Source organism: Candidatus Sulfidibacterium hydrothermale (assembly GCF_020149915.1).
GTDB classification, from domain to species: domain Bacteria; phylum Bacteroidota; class Bacteroidia; order Bacteroidales; family F082; genus Sulfidibacterium; species Sulfidibacterium hydrothermale.
Window position 1 is genome coordinate 2,370,952 of sequence record NZ_CP083760.1, and the last position, 13,823, is coordinate 2,384,774.

14 protein-coding genes and 1 tRNA gene are annotated in these 13,823 nt (G+C 42.6%); 4 read left to right on the top strand and 11 right to left on the bottom strand.

Features of this window, described 5'->3' with window-relative positions; translation table 11 throughout:
* Positions 1 to 131 precede the first annotated feature (131 nt).
* From LA303_RS09615 to LA303_RS09635, 5 genes are all read right to left on the bottom strand, one after another.
* Complete coding sequence (locus LA303_RS09615; protein WP_240525070.1) at positions 132 to 410, bottom strand: ferredoxin family protein; 279 nt, start codon at positions 408 to 410, stop codon at positions 132 to 134.
* Positions 407 to 1,705: an FAD-dependent oxidoreductase gene (locus LA303_RS09620; protein ID WP_240525071.1), complete on the bottom strand. Its 1,299-nt coding sequence runs from the start codon at positions 1,703 to 1,705 to the stop codon at positions 407 to 409. The genes LA303_RS09615 and LA303_RS09620 overlap by 4 nt, the downstream gene beginning before the upstream one ends.
* On the bottom strand, positions 1,702 to 2,751 hold the full coding sequence (locus tag LA303_RS09625; protein WP_240525072.1) for an electron transfer flavoprotein subunit alpha/FixB family protein: 1,050 nt from the start codon (positions 2,749 to 2,751) through the stop codon (positions 1,702 to 1,704). Before LA303_RS09625 ends, LA303_RS09620 begins: the two co-directional genes overlap by 4 nt.
* A gap of 1 nt (position 2,752) precedes the next feature.
* A complete protein-coding gene (locus tag LA303_RS09630; RefSeq protein WP_240525073.1) occupies positions 2,753 to 3,562 on the bottom strand; it encodes an electron transfer flavoprotein subunit beta/FixA family protein in 810 nt (269 codons plus the stop codon).
* A 357-nt stretch (positions 3,563 to 3,919) separates the two neighbouring features.
* Positions 3,920 to 3,993 (bottom strand) — tRNA-Arg (locus LA303_RS09635).
* A 292-nt stretch (positions 3,994 to 4,285) separates the two neighbouring features.
* On the opposite strand from LA303_RS09635, the gene LA303_RS09640 reads away from it, so the two are divergent.
* The 3 genes from LA303_RS09640 (at position 4,286) to LA303_RS09650 (ending at position 5,908) form a co-directional block, all read left to right on the top strand.
* Complete coding sequence (locus tag LA303_RS09640) at positions 4,286 to 4,792, top strand: thioredoxin family protein (protein ID WP_240525074.1); 507 nt, start codon at positions 4,286 to 4,288, stop codon at positions 4,790 to 4,792.
* A 28-nt stretch (positions 4,793 to 4,820) separates the two neighbouring features.
* Positions 4,821 to 5,195: a thioredoxin gene (trxA, locus tag LA303_RS09645; RefSeq protein WP_240525075.1), complete on the top strand. Its 375-nt coding sequence runs from the start codon at positions 4,821 to 4,823 to the stop codon at positions 5,193 to 5,195.
* An 80-nt stretch (positions 5,196 to 5,275) separates the two neighbouring features.
* A complete protein-coding gene (locus LA303_RS09650) occupies positions 5,276 to 5,908 on the top strand; it encodes a WbqC family protein (protein WP_240525076.1) in 633 nt (210 codons plus the stop codon).
* On the opposite strand, the gene LA303_RS09655 is transcribed toward LA303_RS09650, so the two are convergent.
* The gene (locus LA303_RS09655; RefSeq protein WP_240525077.1) at positions 5,905 to 7,980 is read right to left on the bottom strand and encodes an HD family phosphohydrolase; all 2,076 of its coding nucleotides are present in this window, start codon (positions 7,978 to 7,980) and stop codon (positions 5,905 to 5,907) included. The genes LA303_RS09650 and LA303_RS09655 overlap by 4 nt on opposite strands.
* Positions 7,981 to 8,043: 63 nt before the next feature.
* On the opposite strand from LA303_RS09655, the gene LA303_RS09660 reads away from it, so the two are divergent.
* Positions 8,044 to 8,826 carry a C40 family peptidase gene (locus LA303_RS09660; RefSeq protein WP_240525078.1) on the top strand — a complete coding sequence of 261 codons (783 nt, stop codon included), beginning with the start codon at positions 8,044 to 8,046 and terminating at the stop codon, positions 8,824 to 8,826.
* Positions 8,827 to 8,877: 51 nt separating this feature from the next.
* On the opposite strand, the gene LA303_RS09665 is transcribed toward LA303_RS09660, so the two are convergent.
* From LA303_RS09665 to LA303_RS09685, 5 genes are all read right to left on the bottom strand, one after another.
* Positions 8,878 to 9,297 carry an OsmC family protein gene (locus LA303_RS09665; RefSeq protein ID WP_240525079.1) on the bottom strand — a complete coding sequence of 140 codons (420 nt, stop codon included), beginning with the start codon at positions 9,295 to 9,297 and terminating at the stop codon, positions 8,878 to 8,880.
* A gap of 98 nt (positions 9,298 to 9,395) precedes the next feature.
* Positions 9,396 to 11,867, bottom strand: coding sequence for a TonB-dependent receptor domain-containing protein (locus LA303_RS09670; RefSeq protein ID WP_240525080.1), 2,472 nt, complete (start codon positions 11,865 to 11,867; stop codon positions 9,396 to 9,398).
* A gap of 16 nt (positions 11,868 to 11,883) precedes the next feature.
* Positions 11,884 to 12,765 (bottom strand): hypothetical protein, encoded by an 882-nt coding sequence (locus LA303_RS09675; RefSeq protein ID WP_240525081.1) that lies wholly within the window; start codon positions 12,763 to 12,765, stop codon positions 11,884 to 11,886.
* A 231-nt stretch (positions 12,766 to 12,996) separates the two neighbouring features.
* Positions 12,997 to 13,311, bottom strand: a complete 315-nt coding sequence (gene yajC, locus LA303_RS09680; protein ID WP_240525082.1) for a preprotein translocase subunit YajC — start codon at positions 13,309 to 13,311, stop codon at positions 12,997 to 12,999.
* Positions 13,312 to 13,352: 41 nt separating this feature from the next.
* On the bottom strand, positions 13,353 to 13,820 hold the full coding sequence (locus tag LA303_RS09685) for a DUF1573 domain-containing protein (RefSeq protein ID WP_240525083.1): 468 nt from the start codon (positions 13,818 to 13,820) through the stop codon (positions 13,353 to 13,355).
* Between the last annotated feature and the right edge of the window lie 3 nt (positions 13,821 to 13,823).

Here is a 13,823-nt window from a genome sequence, read left to right on the forward strand (position 1 = left end):
CGGACAGCCTCTTTTTTTTATATCATTCGACTGGATTCAACGCAGAAAAAGCGTAATTGAAATAAGACGAGACCTTTACCCATTAAAAGCCAAAACAGTTTCTGGACTTTTACAAAGGTCTCAATCCCTTATCAACCAAATTTATAAGCAATACCAAAACCTCCGCGCGGATAACGCCAATCGATATTATCGCAGGCAATACGGCAGGTTCCGCACTCGACGCAGGCTTCGTAATTTACTTCTATCTGTCCGGTGTTTTCATTTTGTTCATACACCGCACAGGGGCAAACATACAAACACTGTTTCAATGCACACGAGCGGCATACCGACGGATCTTTGATAATAAGATGTGAGCCACCGGTTTCATCGGTCTTATAACCGTCGAGGTATAATTTATCTTCTAATCTCATCCTAAATCCCTCCATAATTTAAACAGGTCTTTCACCAAATGGCCAATGCCAATTTCCTTTTTCACACTTTTCCAGATCAGTTTTTCTTTATCCTTTTTAGGAACGCCATCTACTTTCAGCATTTCAAAAGCAGCATTATTCAACAACTTGGGATATTTCTGCAAAAGCGCTTTATTGGTATGAAGCAGTTCGGGAGCTCTTTTATATTTTTTCAGGTCTTTCAGCACAAAACTGTCTTCAAGTTTTTTCACGTACAACGACAGGGTTTTTTCAGAGAAATCACCTTTTTTGGCTGCTTCCAGATAAGTTTCGGCAGCCAGTTTCCCGGATGTGACAGCCAGGTTCGAACCTTCCCGGTGAATTGAATCCACCATCATGGCCGCATCACCGGCAATCATTCCTCCGTCAAAAACCAGCTTGGGCAGGGCTTTGTATCCGCCTTCGGGAATCAAATGCGCCAGATATTCCTTGGTTTCGCCCCCCTCGATAAGTGGCGCTACCGACGGATGTTTTTTCAGGTGTTCGATCAAATCGTTGGGATTCACTTTATTTTCAATCATATCACTCAGAATCATCCCCACTCCGAGCGACAACGATTTTTTATTGGTATAAAGAAAAGCCATGGTTTCGCCATTGAAATAACTACCGGTCATTTCAATGGTTACCCCTTCGCCGTCACGGACATTAAAACGGTCGTTAATCACTTTCTCGTCCAGACCAATTACTTCCTTCACGGCAAGCGCCACATGAGCAGGCACAATTTTCTTTCTAAGTCCAAGCGATTTAGAGAATAACGAGTTAACCCCGTCGGCAACAATCACACAATCGGCATAAACATCTCCCTGCGGCCGGTCGGTTCTCACGCCGACAACTTTGCCGTCGGCCATCAGCGGCTCTTTCACCACCGTATTGTTAATGATAAGCGCACCGGCTTTTTCGGCTTCGCCGGCCAGCCAGCGGTCGAATTTTGCTCTGAAAACGGTAAAGCAGTTATACGGCTCCTGATTAAACCGGTCGTTTTTGTGGCTGAATCCCACCGAGGCTCCATCGTCAAGCATCCAGATACGCTGTTCGATAATATGCCGTTCAACAGGGGCGCCTTCCGGAAAATTATCCACAACACCTTTCATACAATCGCTGTAAAAAACGCCACCCATTACATTTTTGGCTCCGGGAAAACGGCCGCGTTCAATCACAATGACACGAACCCCTGCCCTGGCAAGCACAATAGCGGCAGAAAGACCGGCAGGTCCTGCTCCCACCACTACAACATCATATTTTAATTTTTCACTCATTTTTTTACGGTCTTGGTTTTTGTTCTTAATTCAGCAATCAGTCTTGGAACAAATTTTAACGCATCTTCCACAATGCAATAGGTCGAAACGTCAAATATGGGAGCATTTTCATCAATGTTGATGGAAATAATGGTATCGGAAGTCTGCATCCCGACAAGATGCTGGATAGCCCCCGAAATACCACAGGCGATATACAGTTTGGGATGTACGGTTTGTCCGGTTTGTCCAACCTGCCGGGTTTGTGGCACGAACCCCAGTTCAACCGCCTTACGCGAGCCGGCCCAGGTACCGCCGAGCAAATCAGCCAGTTCGATGAGCATTTCAAAATTATCTTTATTACCCATTCCTTTTCCACCGGCCACAATCACATCGTAAAAGCCCAGGTTCACCACATTATCGGAAGAAACTACTTTTTGCAGAATCTTTTTAACCACCTGTTCTTCCGTAATTTTCGTTTCTTCTCTAATGATTTTTCCCTGCTTGGGTTTGTCAAGCGGTTCGGCTTTAAAAACCCCCGGTCTGACAGTGGACATTTGCGGACGATGGTCAGGACAAATAATGGTTGCCATCAGGCTTCCGCCAAAAGTAGGCCGGGTCATCAGCAGCAAGCCGGTTTCAGGGTCAATTTCCTGTTTGGTGGTGTCGGCTGTCAGCCCGGTTTTTAATTCTGTAGCCACCGTACCCGAAAGGTCACGTCCCTGGGTAGTCGCTCCGATAAGAAAAATTTCGGGCTTGTATTTTCGCACCAGGTCAGAGAGAGCATCCCGGAAAGGTTCAGTCCGGTAACTTTCAAACACATCATTTTCAATGACATAAAATTTATCGGCACCATATTTAAAAACCTCATCAGCAAGGTGAGAAACCGATTTTCCGATAGAAACAGCGGCTACTTCGCAGCCAATTTTTCCGGCCAGCTCACGGGCTTTGGTCAAAAGCTCAAACGATACCGGCTGTGCCACACCGTCGGTTTGTTCCACAAAAACCCACACATCCTTATACTGTGCTTTTTCCGTTTCCCGGCCGGATGTATCTTTTTTATTTTCCATATTACAAATCCTTTTTCAAAAACGGCATTAAAATTTCCGAAGTTTTATCAATGAGTTCCACTACAGAACCTGTCAGCGTTTCGCCCCGTTGTCTTTTTTCGGGAGTAAACGCTTTCTTCACCTTTGTGGGCGAATGTCGCAATCCGCATTGTTCTCTGTCGAGCGTTACGTTTTCGCTGGAGAGTCTTTCAATCTTTGTCTGTGCCGCCCGGATAAGCCACGGCAAAGGAGCATGTGAAAGTTCATTCAGACTTTCTTCCACCGTGAAAAATGCAGGCAACGGTACTTTTAACGTTTCCTGACCAAATTCAGTCAACCGGGTAGCCACGGCATATTTCTTTTCAAAATTCAACTCGTCCATTTTGATCAGATAAGTAACGAGCGGAATTTCAAAGCGGGTGGCAATTCCCGGACCAGTTTGTGCCGTATCGCCGTCGATGGCCTGTTTTCCGGCAAAGAAAAGGTCGACAGGACCTTCCAGTTCAATAATCTTCCGGGCACCTTCGTAAAGCGCATACGAAGTCGCCAACGTATCCGAACCGGCAAAAGCACGGTCGGACAACAGGTAAGCTTTATCGGCCCCCATCGACAAACACTCTTTCAGTGCTTCGGTCGCCTGAGGAGGCCCCATGGATATTACGGTTACTTTACCGCCAAATTTCTCCCTGATTCTTACGGCTTCTTCCACCGCATGAGCTTCAAAAGGGTTCAAAATAGCGGGAACCCCTTCCCTGATGAGTGTTCCCGTCTCATAATTTACCCGAACCTGCGAAGCATCGGGAACCTGTTTAACAAATACTAAAGCATGCATATTCCTGTTTTAAAATCTGTGATAGCAAAGCTGTTTATAAATTAACAAGTGCAAATTTAGAAAAGTTATTCCTGGAAATTCGATTTATGCAAGGTTTTGCTGTATTTTAGGCTCAGTAAAAATAACAACGCCGGCATGCCCCAGTAAAATTTAAGATTCGGAAAAACGGGCAACCCAAAAAGGAATTCTGCCCCCGGTTGATCCATTCTGGTGATTCAAATTTCTCTTTGTACTGAATATTTTTAGAGATTTATCCTACCGGATGTCAATGTGAAGACAAAAAAAGATTCATTTTTCAACCGGATGCCTAAAAAGCAAAAAGCCCTGAAAAGCGTTGCTTTTCAGGGCTTAATCTCGTGATCCCGGCAGGATTCGAACCTGCAACCTCCTGATCCGTAGTCAGGTGCACTATCCAATTATGCTACGGGACCTCCGTTTGAGGGTGCAAAAATACAATATTTTTGAAACAGCCAAACACCAATACCGATTTTTCTCTTTTTTTCTAAAAAATTTTTACCCGTCCTGCCTGTTATCCGTATTTTAAGCGTCCGTTTTTCACGGAGCAAACATATTAAATACAGCTATTTAACTACTGATAACTAATAAGTTACAAATAAACCCATTTTCTGTTTTTTCTTCACAAAACTTTTTTATTTCTTCTCCACACCAAACCTAATTTATACTATCTTTGCACCGCATTTATTAAGACAGTTTATAAATAATATGAAAAAGATTATTCCCCTACTGGTACTCATTATCGGAATTGTATTTTCCGGGTGCACCAGCATTAAAGGAAATCAGGAAAAAGACAGTGCGACAATTGTAAAAGACAGCAGTAACAATGTTCAGGTTGTTCCTGAACATTTAACCTATGCTACTTTTATTAAAAAAATCTGGAATTTTGAGAAACATCCCCAGCAATGGGTTTACGAAGGCGACGGTCCTTGTGTCATTGACTTTTACGCCGACTGGTGTGGTCCTTGTCGCCGGGTAGCTCCCATCATGCAGGAAATGGCCAATAAATACAAAGGGAAAGTCACTATTTACAAAGTAAATGTGGACAAAGAAAACAAACTGGCTTCCATATTGGGAATCCAGAATATTCCAGCCGTTCTGTTTATTCCGAAAACAGGAAAACCAATGATGCAAGTCGGGTCGCTTCCGCGCGATACCTATGTGCAAATCATCAACGAACAACTGCTTCATATTAAACCGAAAGCAAAAAAATAACACCTTTAAATAACAGATATCATTAAAAATGGAACATTTAACAAAACAAACCTTCTTAGAAAAAGTATTTAATTACGAAAAAAATCAAGAATGGAAATTCGAAGGCAAACTGCCTTGTATTATTGACTTTTATGCCGATTGGTGCCAACCTTGTAAAATTGTGGCTCCTATTTTGGAAGAACTCGCCGAAGAGTTTAAAGGCAAAATTGATATTTACAAGGTAAATACCGAGCAGGAAGTAGAATTGGCTTCTGCCTTTGGTATCCGCAGCATTCCTTCGATGCTTTTTTGCCCGGCAGACGGACAACCTCAGATGGCTGTAGGCGCTCTTCCCAAAGAAACCCTGATTCAGGCCATCAACGATGTCCTGCTGAAAGATCAAAAAACAGAAAAAGAAAAGTAATTTCAACGGGAAAACGTATAAGGCTGCATCTCCTTTTCAGGTATGCAGCCTTTTTTGTTACCCTTATATTTGCATAAGTTATGGTTCATCAGCAAAATCCCATACTTTTATCGACCGCATGGTTTCCACCTGCCGGATGGTTTTCACTTTTGCCGGAACATCCAGTTCTGATAGAAGCTTTTGAAACCTATCCGAAACAGACTTACCGAAACCGGTGTCATATTTTTTCGGAACGGGGCGTACTTCCGTTATCCGTTCCGGTAAAACAACCCAAAGGCCATCATACACCGATTACCGAGGTCACTGTTTTCAACGATGAAAAATGGTTTTTGAAACATTGGCGGGCCATTCATTCTGCCTACCAGGGTTCTCCTTATTTTTTGTATTACGCCGATGAGATCAAACCTTTCTTTTCTGGAGAATTTGATAATCTTTTTCAGATGAACCGAATGATTATCGAAAAACTTTGCGAACTCATCGAAATTCCTTTTGTTTGGCAAACCACTTCCTACTTTGAGAAACAAGTAACCGACGCATCCGATTTCCGGGATGCATTTTCGCCCAAGAAAAAACAGGAAGGAATTTTTCCGGAATATGTTCAGGTTTTTTCTGACCGCCATCCTTTCCAGGCTAACCTCAGCATTTTGGATGTTCTTTTTAATCTGGGCCCCGAAACCAAAGATTATCTTTCGCGTATCCGGCTTTTCTTTTAATCCGGATAAGCAATCCGGACATGATGAATATTCAACAGCTTTTTCTTCAGTACCTTTTTGGCCTGCGTAATCTCTTTTAGGGTAATCGGCGCATTGTTAAACTGCTGAGATTCCATCATGGAATTGACAATCAGTTCAACCAAATCATTAATTTTTTGCTCGGTAGGACTTACCAAGCTCCGGGATGCCGCTTCTACCGAATCGGCCATCATCACCACGGCTGTTTCCCGTGAGAACGGTACCGGACCATGATATCTGAATTCGGTTTCATTGACTTCCATCCCCGGATTTTGTCTTCTCTCAAGACGATAAAAATACTCTACCCGCCGTGTTCCGTGGTGCGTCCGGATAAAATCAATAATCTGTTCCGGCAACCGGGCTTTCCGCGCCATTTCAATGCCGGTTAAAACATGGCCGACAATGATCCGGGCACTCTCTTCATAGCTCAGTTCATCGTGTGGATTATAGCCTTCCGGCTGATTCTCCACAAAGAACAGCGGATGTTTCATCTTTCCAATATCGTGATATAGCGAACCGGTACGGGCCAGCAAAGCATCTCCGCCAATCACATAAAGCACTTCGGAAGCCAGATTAGCCACTTGCATGGAGTGCTGAAAAGTTCCCGGGGCTTTTTCTGCCAGCTCACGCAACAGCGGATTGTTGGTATTGGAAAGTTCCAGCATGGTCAGTTGTGTTACCAAACCAAAAAGTTTTTCGTACACAAAGATCAGCGGAAAAGCCAGCAAAGTTAGCAGCGAACTACCGGCCAGCATCAAAACAAAGCGGGAAGAAATACTGGACAAAGAAGCTTCCTGAACGAGCAACATGCTAATATACACCAACATGTAGGTTACAAAAACCAAAATAGAATTCCTGACCAGATACCACCGCTTCGACAGTTGTCCGACAGAAAATACCGCTACGAATCCGGCTGTAAACTGGGTATAGAAAAACTCAAAGCTGTTAGGCGCATAAAAGCCCAAAAGCATCAGTGTAATCAGATAAACCACCAGAGCACCGCGCCGGTCAAGAAAAGCCGCCCCGATAATGGGCAAAATAGCATACGGGATGATGTAGCTCCAGTTGGGAAAATGAGAAAAGATATAAAACGCCACCATGAGTAATGCCACCTGCGTTCCCACCAACAGGTGCAATTTCCGGAGATCGTTATAAATAGAGGGCATGAACGAATACAAGAACATCATCTCCACAAAGAACAACAGCGAAATCAGGATAAGTCGCCCGGCGTAGACATATTTCCACGACTTTGAATTCCCTACTTCCTGCTCATATTCTCTTTTCAGAGAAATCAGCTGCTGGTATTTTTCCGGCGTCACCAATTCTCCCTGCGAAATGATCAGCTCGCCTTTCTGAACCAGCCCGAGTGTAGGCGATATCTTTGACAGCAGCTCTTTTCGCACCAATTCATTCTTCTTCTTATCGTATATTACATTTTGTACCAACGAGTTATTTATCAGCTTAAACAGCATTAAGCTATCCGGACTTTTCAGCTGCCGCAAATAGTTGATGGCATAATCATCGGCTTCTTTTACTGTATAAAGCTGCGAGAGATTATAATCTTTTACCTTGTTGTTTTTTATCAGCCGAATCTGGAAGGTTTTGTCTTTTCCTTCCAGTACCGGATCAAGGCGGATAATTCCGCGCTCTACCTGATCGTACACCGCAAGCAAAGCATCCAGATAAGTAATCGAATCCTGCCGACTGATCTCCGGATTCATGTGGCGACTGATAAAATGCCAGTTTTCTCCAAAACTCTTGATCAGCAAAGCACGTCCGGCTTTGGTGGCCTTCTCGTCATATTGAAAATAGGGTTTCAGATTTTTTAAAGCCTGTTGGCGCTCCTGTGCCAACTGTTTTTCGGTTTTTAAAATAGAAAAATTAAACGGAGCATATAAATCTTTATGTTTCCAGGGCTTGCCTATACTAAACTCATACTTAAAAATTCTTTCGCGCGGACTCACAGAAACCACGATAATCACTGCCACGACAAAAGTCAGAATTTTTAGCAGGTCGTACGAATATTGTTGTAATTTTGGAAAAAATGACTTCATCACCGTTTTTTAACGGATACAAAAATAAGAAATCCCTGATTTCTATCATTTATTCGAGAAATTATGGACAAAGGAATCTGCACACTTTCCACCATTCCGGTGAGAGAAAAGCCATCGGACAGGAGCCAGATGATAAATCAATTACTTTTTGGTGATCTGGTACAGATTAAAGACCGTTATCTTTCGTGGCTGTTTATCGAAACTTTACACGATGATTATGCCGGATGGGTTGATGAGAAACAACTCTCGTTTTATCCGGAATCTTATTTTGAACAACTCATCAACGAGCAGCCAGTTTATTTGGCGGAAAAATTTGTAGAAGCACGAAACAAAAAAGACGGAAAATTGCTTTACCTGACCGCAGGAAGCCGGTTACCGTTGTTTAACGGCAACAGTTTCCGTTTGCATAATGCGGAATATACCTTTCAAAAAGAAGTATCCGTACTTACGGGACAACAATCCACCGAAAAGCTTTTGGAAACTGCCCGGCAATATCTGGGAGCCCCTTATCTTTGGGGTGGACGTTCTTTTTTCGGGAATGATTGTTCCGGATTTACACAGATTATTTTCAGAATGTGCGGTTACGATCTTTTGCGTGACGCTTCGCAACAAGCCGAACGGGGTACACTTATCGGTTTTGTGGAAGAAGCCCGTCCGGCCGATTTAGCTTTCTTTGAAAATGAAGAAGGACGGATTGTTCATGTAGGCATCCTGCTCAATAACCATGAAATTATCCACTCATCAGGTCAGGTACGTATTGATGCTATTGATCATGAAGGAATCTATAACCAAACATTGAAAAAATACACCCATAAATTGCGTTTTATCAAACGGATTTTATCCTAAAAACAAAAAAGCCCGGATTTACCGGGCTTTTTTATTCTCTGTTTTCTGTTTTTATTCGTCAAGAATAACTATCTCGTGGTGAATTTCCGCAGCACGACGCAACATTTCAGTTACTCCGCAATAACGGTCTTGCGAAAGGTTCACTGCTTTTTCCAGTTTATCCATAGGAAGGTCTTTTCCTTTGAAAATGTATTTAATCCGGATGGTATGATAATATTTCGGGTGGACATCGGTAAGTTCTCCTTCCACTTCCACATCAAAAAAATCGGGTTTTACCCGCATTTTGCCAAGAATAGAAATCACATCCATAGCGGTACATCCGGCCAGTGAAACCAGCGACAAAGGTTTGGGTTGAGGTCCCCGGTTTTTACCGCCTACAGCTTCCACCGCATCCAGGGTAAAATGAAATCCGCCTACCTTGGCTTCGAAAGCCATACCATCAATCCATGTTGTGTGCACTTTTTCTGCCATAATCTTTTTCTTTTTTAAATTTGAACAAAAATAAGTGTTTTTTCCAAATGAGCGGTCCCGTATTTCACGGGGACTTCATTTCCTAAAAACTTCCCATTTTAAAAGCCCAGATCTGTCGGCGCACTTTGCTGCGAACCGGCATTCCGCCGCTGTTTTTGTTTGTAATTATTAATTACGTAAGCAATATTCAATAATACAATGGGAGATTCTCGCCGGAAAATAGAATGAGAATGGAATCCTTCGCCAGTGGCTGTTGACTCATATTGTGCCGTACCAAGAATATCCCGGGCAGAAAGAGTCAAATTCAATTTGTGCTTAAGAAAATCTTTCCGGACGGCCAGGTTGGTATAAAACATGCCTTTTCGGGTACCCTGCAACGTAACCGTTTTACTCCGGTATATTCCCATCCATTGAATCCGAAGGCTCTTTTTTATAGAAAAAGAAGCCGTCATACGTCCTGACCAGTTTGTGGAGTTCGAAGCCACATCCTCTCCTTCAATGCTTCCTTCCAGCTTATAATGATATATATTAAAACTGGCATTCATGCTAAACCAGCTTACCAGTCTGAGATTTGCCATAAGCTCAGCACCAAGCGAATAATCTTTGTCCACATTTTCTCTTGTATGGATAATGATTCCCGCCGTATCCAGCAATCGCACACGGGTAATCCGGTTAGAGGTAACCCGATAATACGATTCAAACGAAATAAACGATTTAGCAAAAATCTTCTGTGCTCCAAATTCGTAAGAATCAATCTTTTCAGGTTCCAGCTTTGGATTCCCCACCCGGATATTATAAGGATCGATAATCATGGGAAACGGATTCAGACTCCACTGGTCAGGCCGGTTAATCCGCCGGCTATAACTGGTATAAACCTGATAATTATCCGGTAGCTGATACGATAAATGCACAGTAGGGAAAAAATCAAATTGCTGTATCACAAACGCGGGCTTGTCATCATGATTATCCACACTGCGGTCGGTATATTCTGTCCGGAATCCCAGCTCGTATCCAAAACTGTTACGGACATTTTTAAAACTAATATATGCCGAATGAATGTTTCTTTTAAAATCGACCAGGCTCTGATAATTCTCGTTTGAATACCATTGTCCGGTAGCGGTATCAAAAACTTCATAAGCATACTCGCCGTTTTCGTTGTAAAACCGGCTCTGATAGCCTGCCTCCAATTTTCCCTTTTTCCCGACAGGCAAACTGTAATCTACTTTTACTCTTATATCATTTGATGAATCAATGGTCCGGGTGCGGATACCAGACGACAAATCACCAATATCATTCCATTGGGGATCCGTAAAATAATCGGATTGAACTTCCGTTTCGTCATCATTCTTTCCAGAGAAATAGACGAAAAATTCCAATTGATGCCCATGGTCATTAAATTTCTGAAGATAATCACTTTGTAGGCTGTAATAGTTTCCCCAGCTACTGGAATGGCTAAAAGATTTTGAATAAATATCTTCATAAGCGGGAACAGTATAAATATTACGCCGGCTTGTATTATCCATTCCGAATCCTCTTCCACCATATTTACCGGAGAAGGTCAATGTTGCCTTTTTGCTCAAATAATAATCCAAGCCGCCTCCCACGCCATAACCATTCCGGTTTCTGACAAGGTCTATCAGGCTATGACGGTAATTTATCGTATCCGGCAGATAGGTTTCATCATCGGTAGTCACGTACATGTTCATGTCACGATAACTTCCCTCTGCAGTAATAAAAGCATTCAACTTTTTGGTACGGTATCCTACCAATGCATTTCCCCGGTACTTATTATTAGACCCCACAGAACCATTGATCAGGCCGTTAATTCCCAGGTTTTTACCTTTTTTCAGAATAATATTCAGGATTCCTCCCACGCCTTCCGGATCGTATTTAGCGGAAGGATTGGTAATGATTTCTATTCTTTGAATGGAAGACGCCGGTATTTGCTGAAGCGCATCATTTCCTTCCAGCACACTGGGACGGCCATTAATCAGAACCGTAAAGTTGGAAGAGCCTCGCAAAGAAACATTTCCTTCCAAATCTACATCAATCGATGGCACATTTTCCAGCACATCAATGGCCGAACCCGCCGAAGCCATCAGGTCTTTGGTTACATTCACCACTTTTTTGTCCACCTGATAAGTAATACGCGAACGGCTGGCTTTTACTTCCACGTCGCGCAACGTAGAGGCTACCGGATCCAAATAAATGGCTGGTAATTTTACCTCTCTTTTTTGAGGCGAAATGACGATATTTCCTATTGTCTTTACCTGAAATCCTATGAAATGAATTTTCAAATAATAGCGGCCATTTTTCAGGCCTGTAAATTTAAAAACTCCTTCGTGGTTTGTAATCGTACCATTTACCATCGTCGAATCGGGCAAACGATACAACACAACATTCGTATATTGCATCGGAACGTTTTCGTTCCTGTCTTTTACCTTCCCAACAATACTTCCTCCTTCAGATGTTGACGAAGTATTTGCAGAAGGTCTTTGGGCTTTCAGGATTTCTTTTCCACCCAATAAGAGGAAAAGGGCAACGAGAAACACCCGTAAAGATCCGGTCATTATCGGAGAATATTAATTACTGGTGACTAAGATATACCGTTTTTATTTTCAACCGCGAGGGCTCAGCCATTTGCTGCATCATGGCCATACGAGACGGGTCAGGGCGTTGTCCGCCCATTCCGCCACCGCCGCCCATGCCGCCACCCATGCCGCCGCCCATTCCGCCGCCGCCACCCATGCGGCCACCCATACCACCGTGTGGCATTCGCGACATATCCATTTTCATGTATCCGGTTTCCAGGATCAGTGAGAATGGCTTGTTATCTTTCAGGTACTCTTCCGGATTTTTAAATACCAGATTCAACGGAATACGGGCTTCATAGATCAACTGGCCAAGCGTATCCATCCTGAGCAGTACATCAATCCCGTCATCACCACCAATAGCGGGGTGAAATCCCTGTTTTTCAAAACCAATAAAGTCAGGAATTTCATTGGCAAAACGTTCGTTAAACATTTTTATCTGTTCAGGAGTCGGTTTTCCTCCTGCCTGCTGTCCGGGTCTTCCACCACTTCCCGGACGATGTCCTTGCTGCTGTGAAGAACGGGCTCCGGGTTTTTGTTGATTCATCCGGCCTTGCGGATACTTAACGCCCAACGCATGTTTTCCCTTTCCGGCAGGATCTATCCACAAGGTAAAACCGGTAAGCAAAGCTTTCATATTTACCATCCGGTTTAAAAGTTTCATCTGTACATACAGATTTTTATCATCGTTGCTAAAAGCGTAAGCAAACCCTGTTTTAGGATCATACCGAAGCGAATCAACATTCCAGTCGTTTAGTTTTCCGTCAACAACAAATTTCTGTGTTTGTTTTTGGCAATGGATTCCGTGTTTTTTCTTAGCGGAAGCGTAAGATATTAGTAAAACAACAGAAAGAAAAGTGATAATTATTTTTTTCATCGTTCGTGTTTTTTCTATTTCTTATTCTTAAATGAGGGAATATCCCCTTTTTTCTAAGGTTACCGTGCAAAGTTCCGATAACTTTTCAGGGGAAAAAAATATTTTCTACAAAAAGTACTTCTCAAAAGATAAACCGGATGATAAATCCGACAAACCTATGAAACAAAAAAGCCTCTGTCCTCCCTTACGTAGGAAAAACAAAGGCTTTTTACACTGAAGCCGGATAAAAAATTATTTCTGTCCCATAATTTCGTTATCCATGGCTACAGCAGACTTCTCAATGGTCATTTTAGTCCCTTGTGTTCCCACTTCGATAACCACGGTTCTCTCTTTTACTTCCACGATTTTACCATGAATTCCGCCAATCGTAACAATTTTATCTCCTTTTTTCAGCCCTTCGCGAAATTTTTTCAGGGCTTTGTTTTTCTTCGATTGGGGCATGATAAAAAAGAAGTAAAATACCACAAGGATTAAAAGTAACGGTAAAAGGCTCATCAGGGAACTCTGCCCCTGAGGTGCGGCCAGTAATACGAATAATGTATTCATTTGCTTAGATGATTTTGATTATAATGGTTAAAATTAATTTCTTATTTCTTGTCTTTTGGTATTACTACCACTGCTTTAATGTGTAATACCGTACGGGCCGGCTTGGTATTGGCCAGCAACATAATGCTTTTGTTTTGATAGCCAAATTTATATTTTGTGTTAAAAGTAACCACAATATCTCCTCCTTCGCCGGGTTTTATCGGCTGATGCGGATATTTCCCCACGGTACAACCACAGCTGGTGCTTACATGCGAGATCTTTAAATCGGACTTACCGGTATTGGTAAAATGGAAAGTATATTTCACAATATCGCCCTGTGTCAGTTTTCCAAAATCATGTTCGGTTTCCGAAAAAGTCATTACCGGAGCATCTCCCGTATCCGTTTTTTTAATTACTGCCGGTGTAGCCGATTTTTGGGCTGTACTTTTCTTTTGTGATGCATTCTGACAAGCGCCGAAAAATAATATGCCGGACAAAATCAGAATCAGCGAAATACTTTTCTTTATCATTTT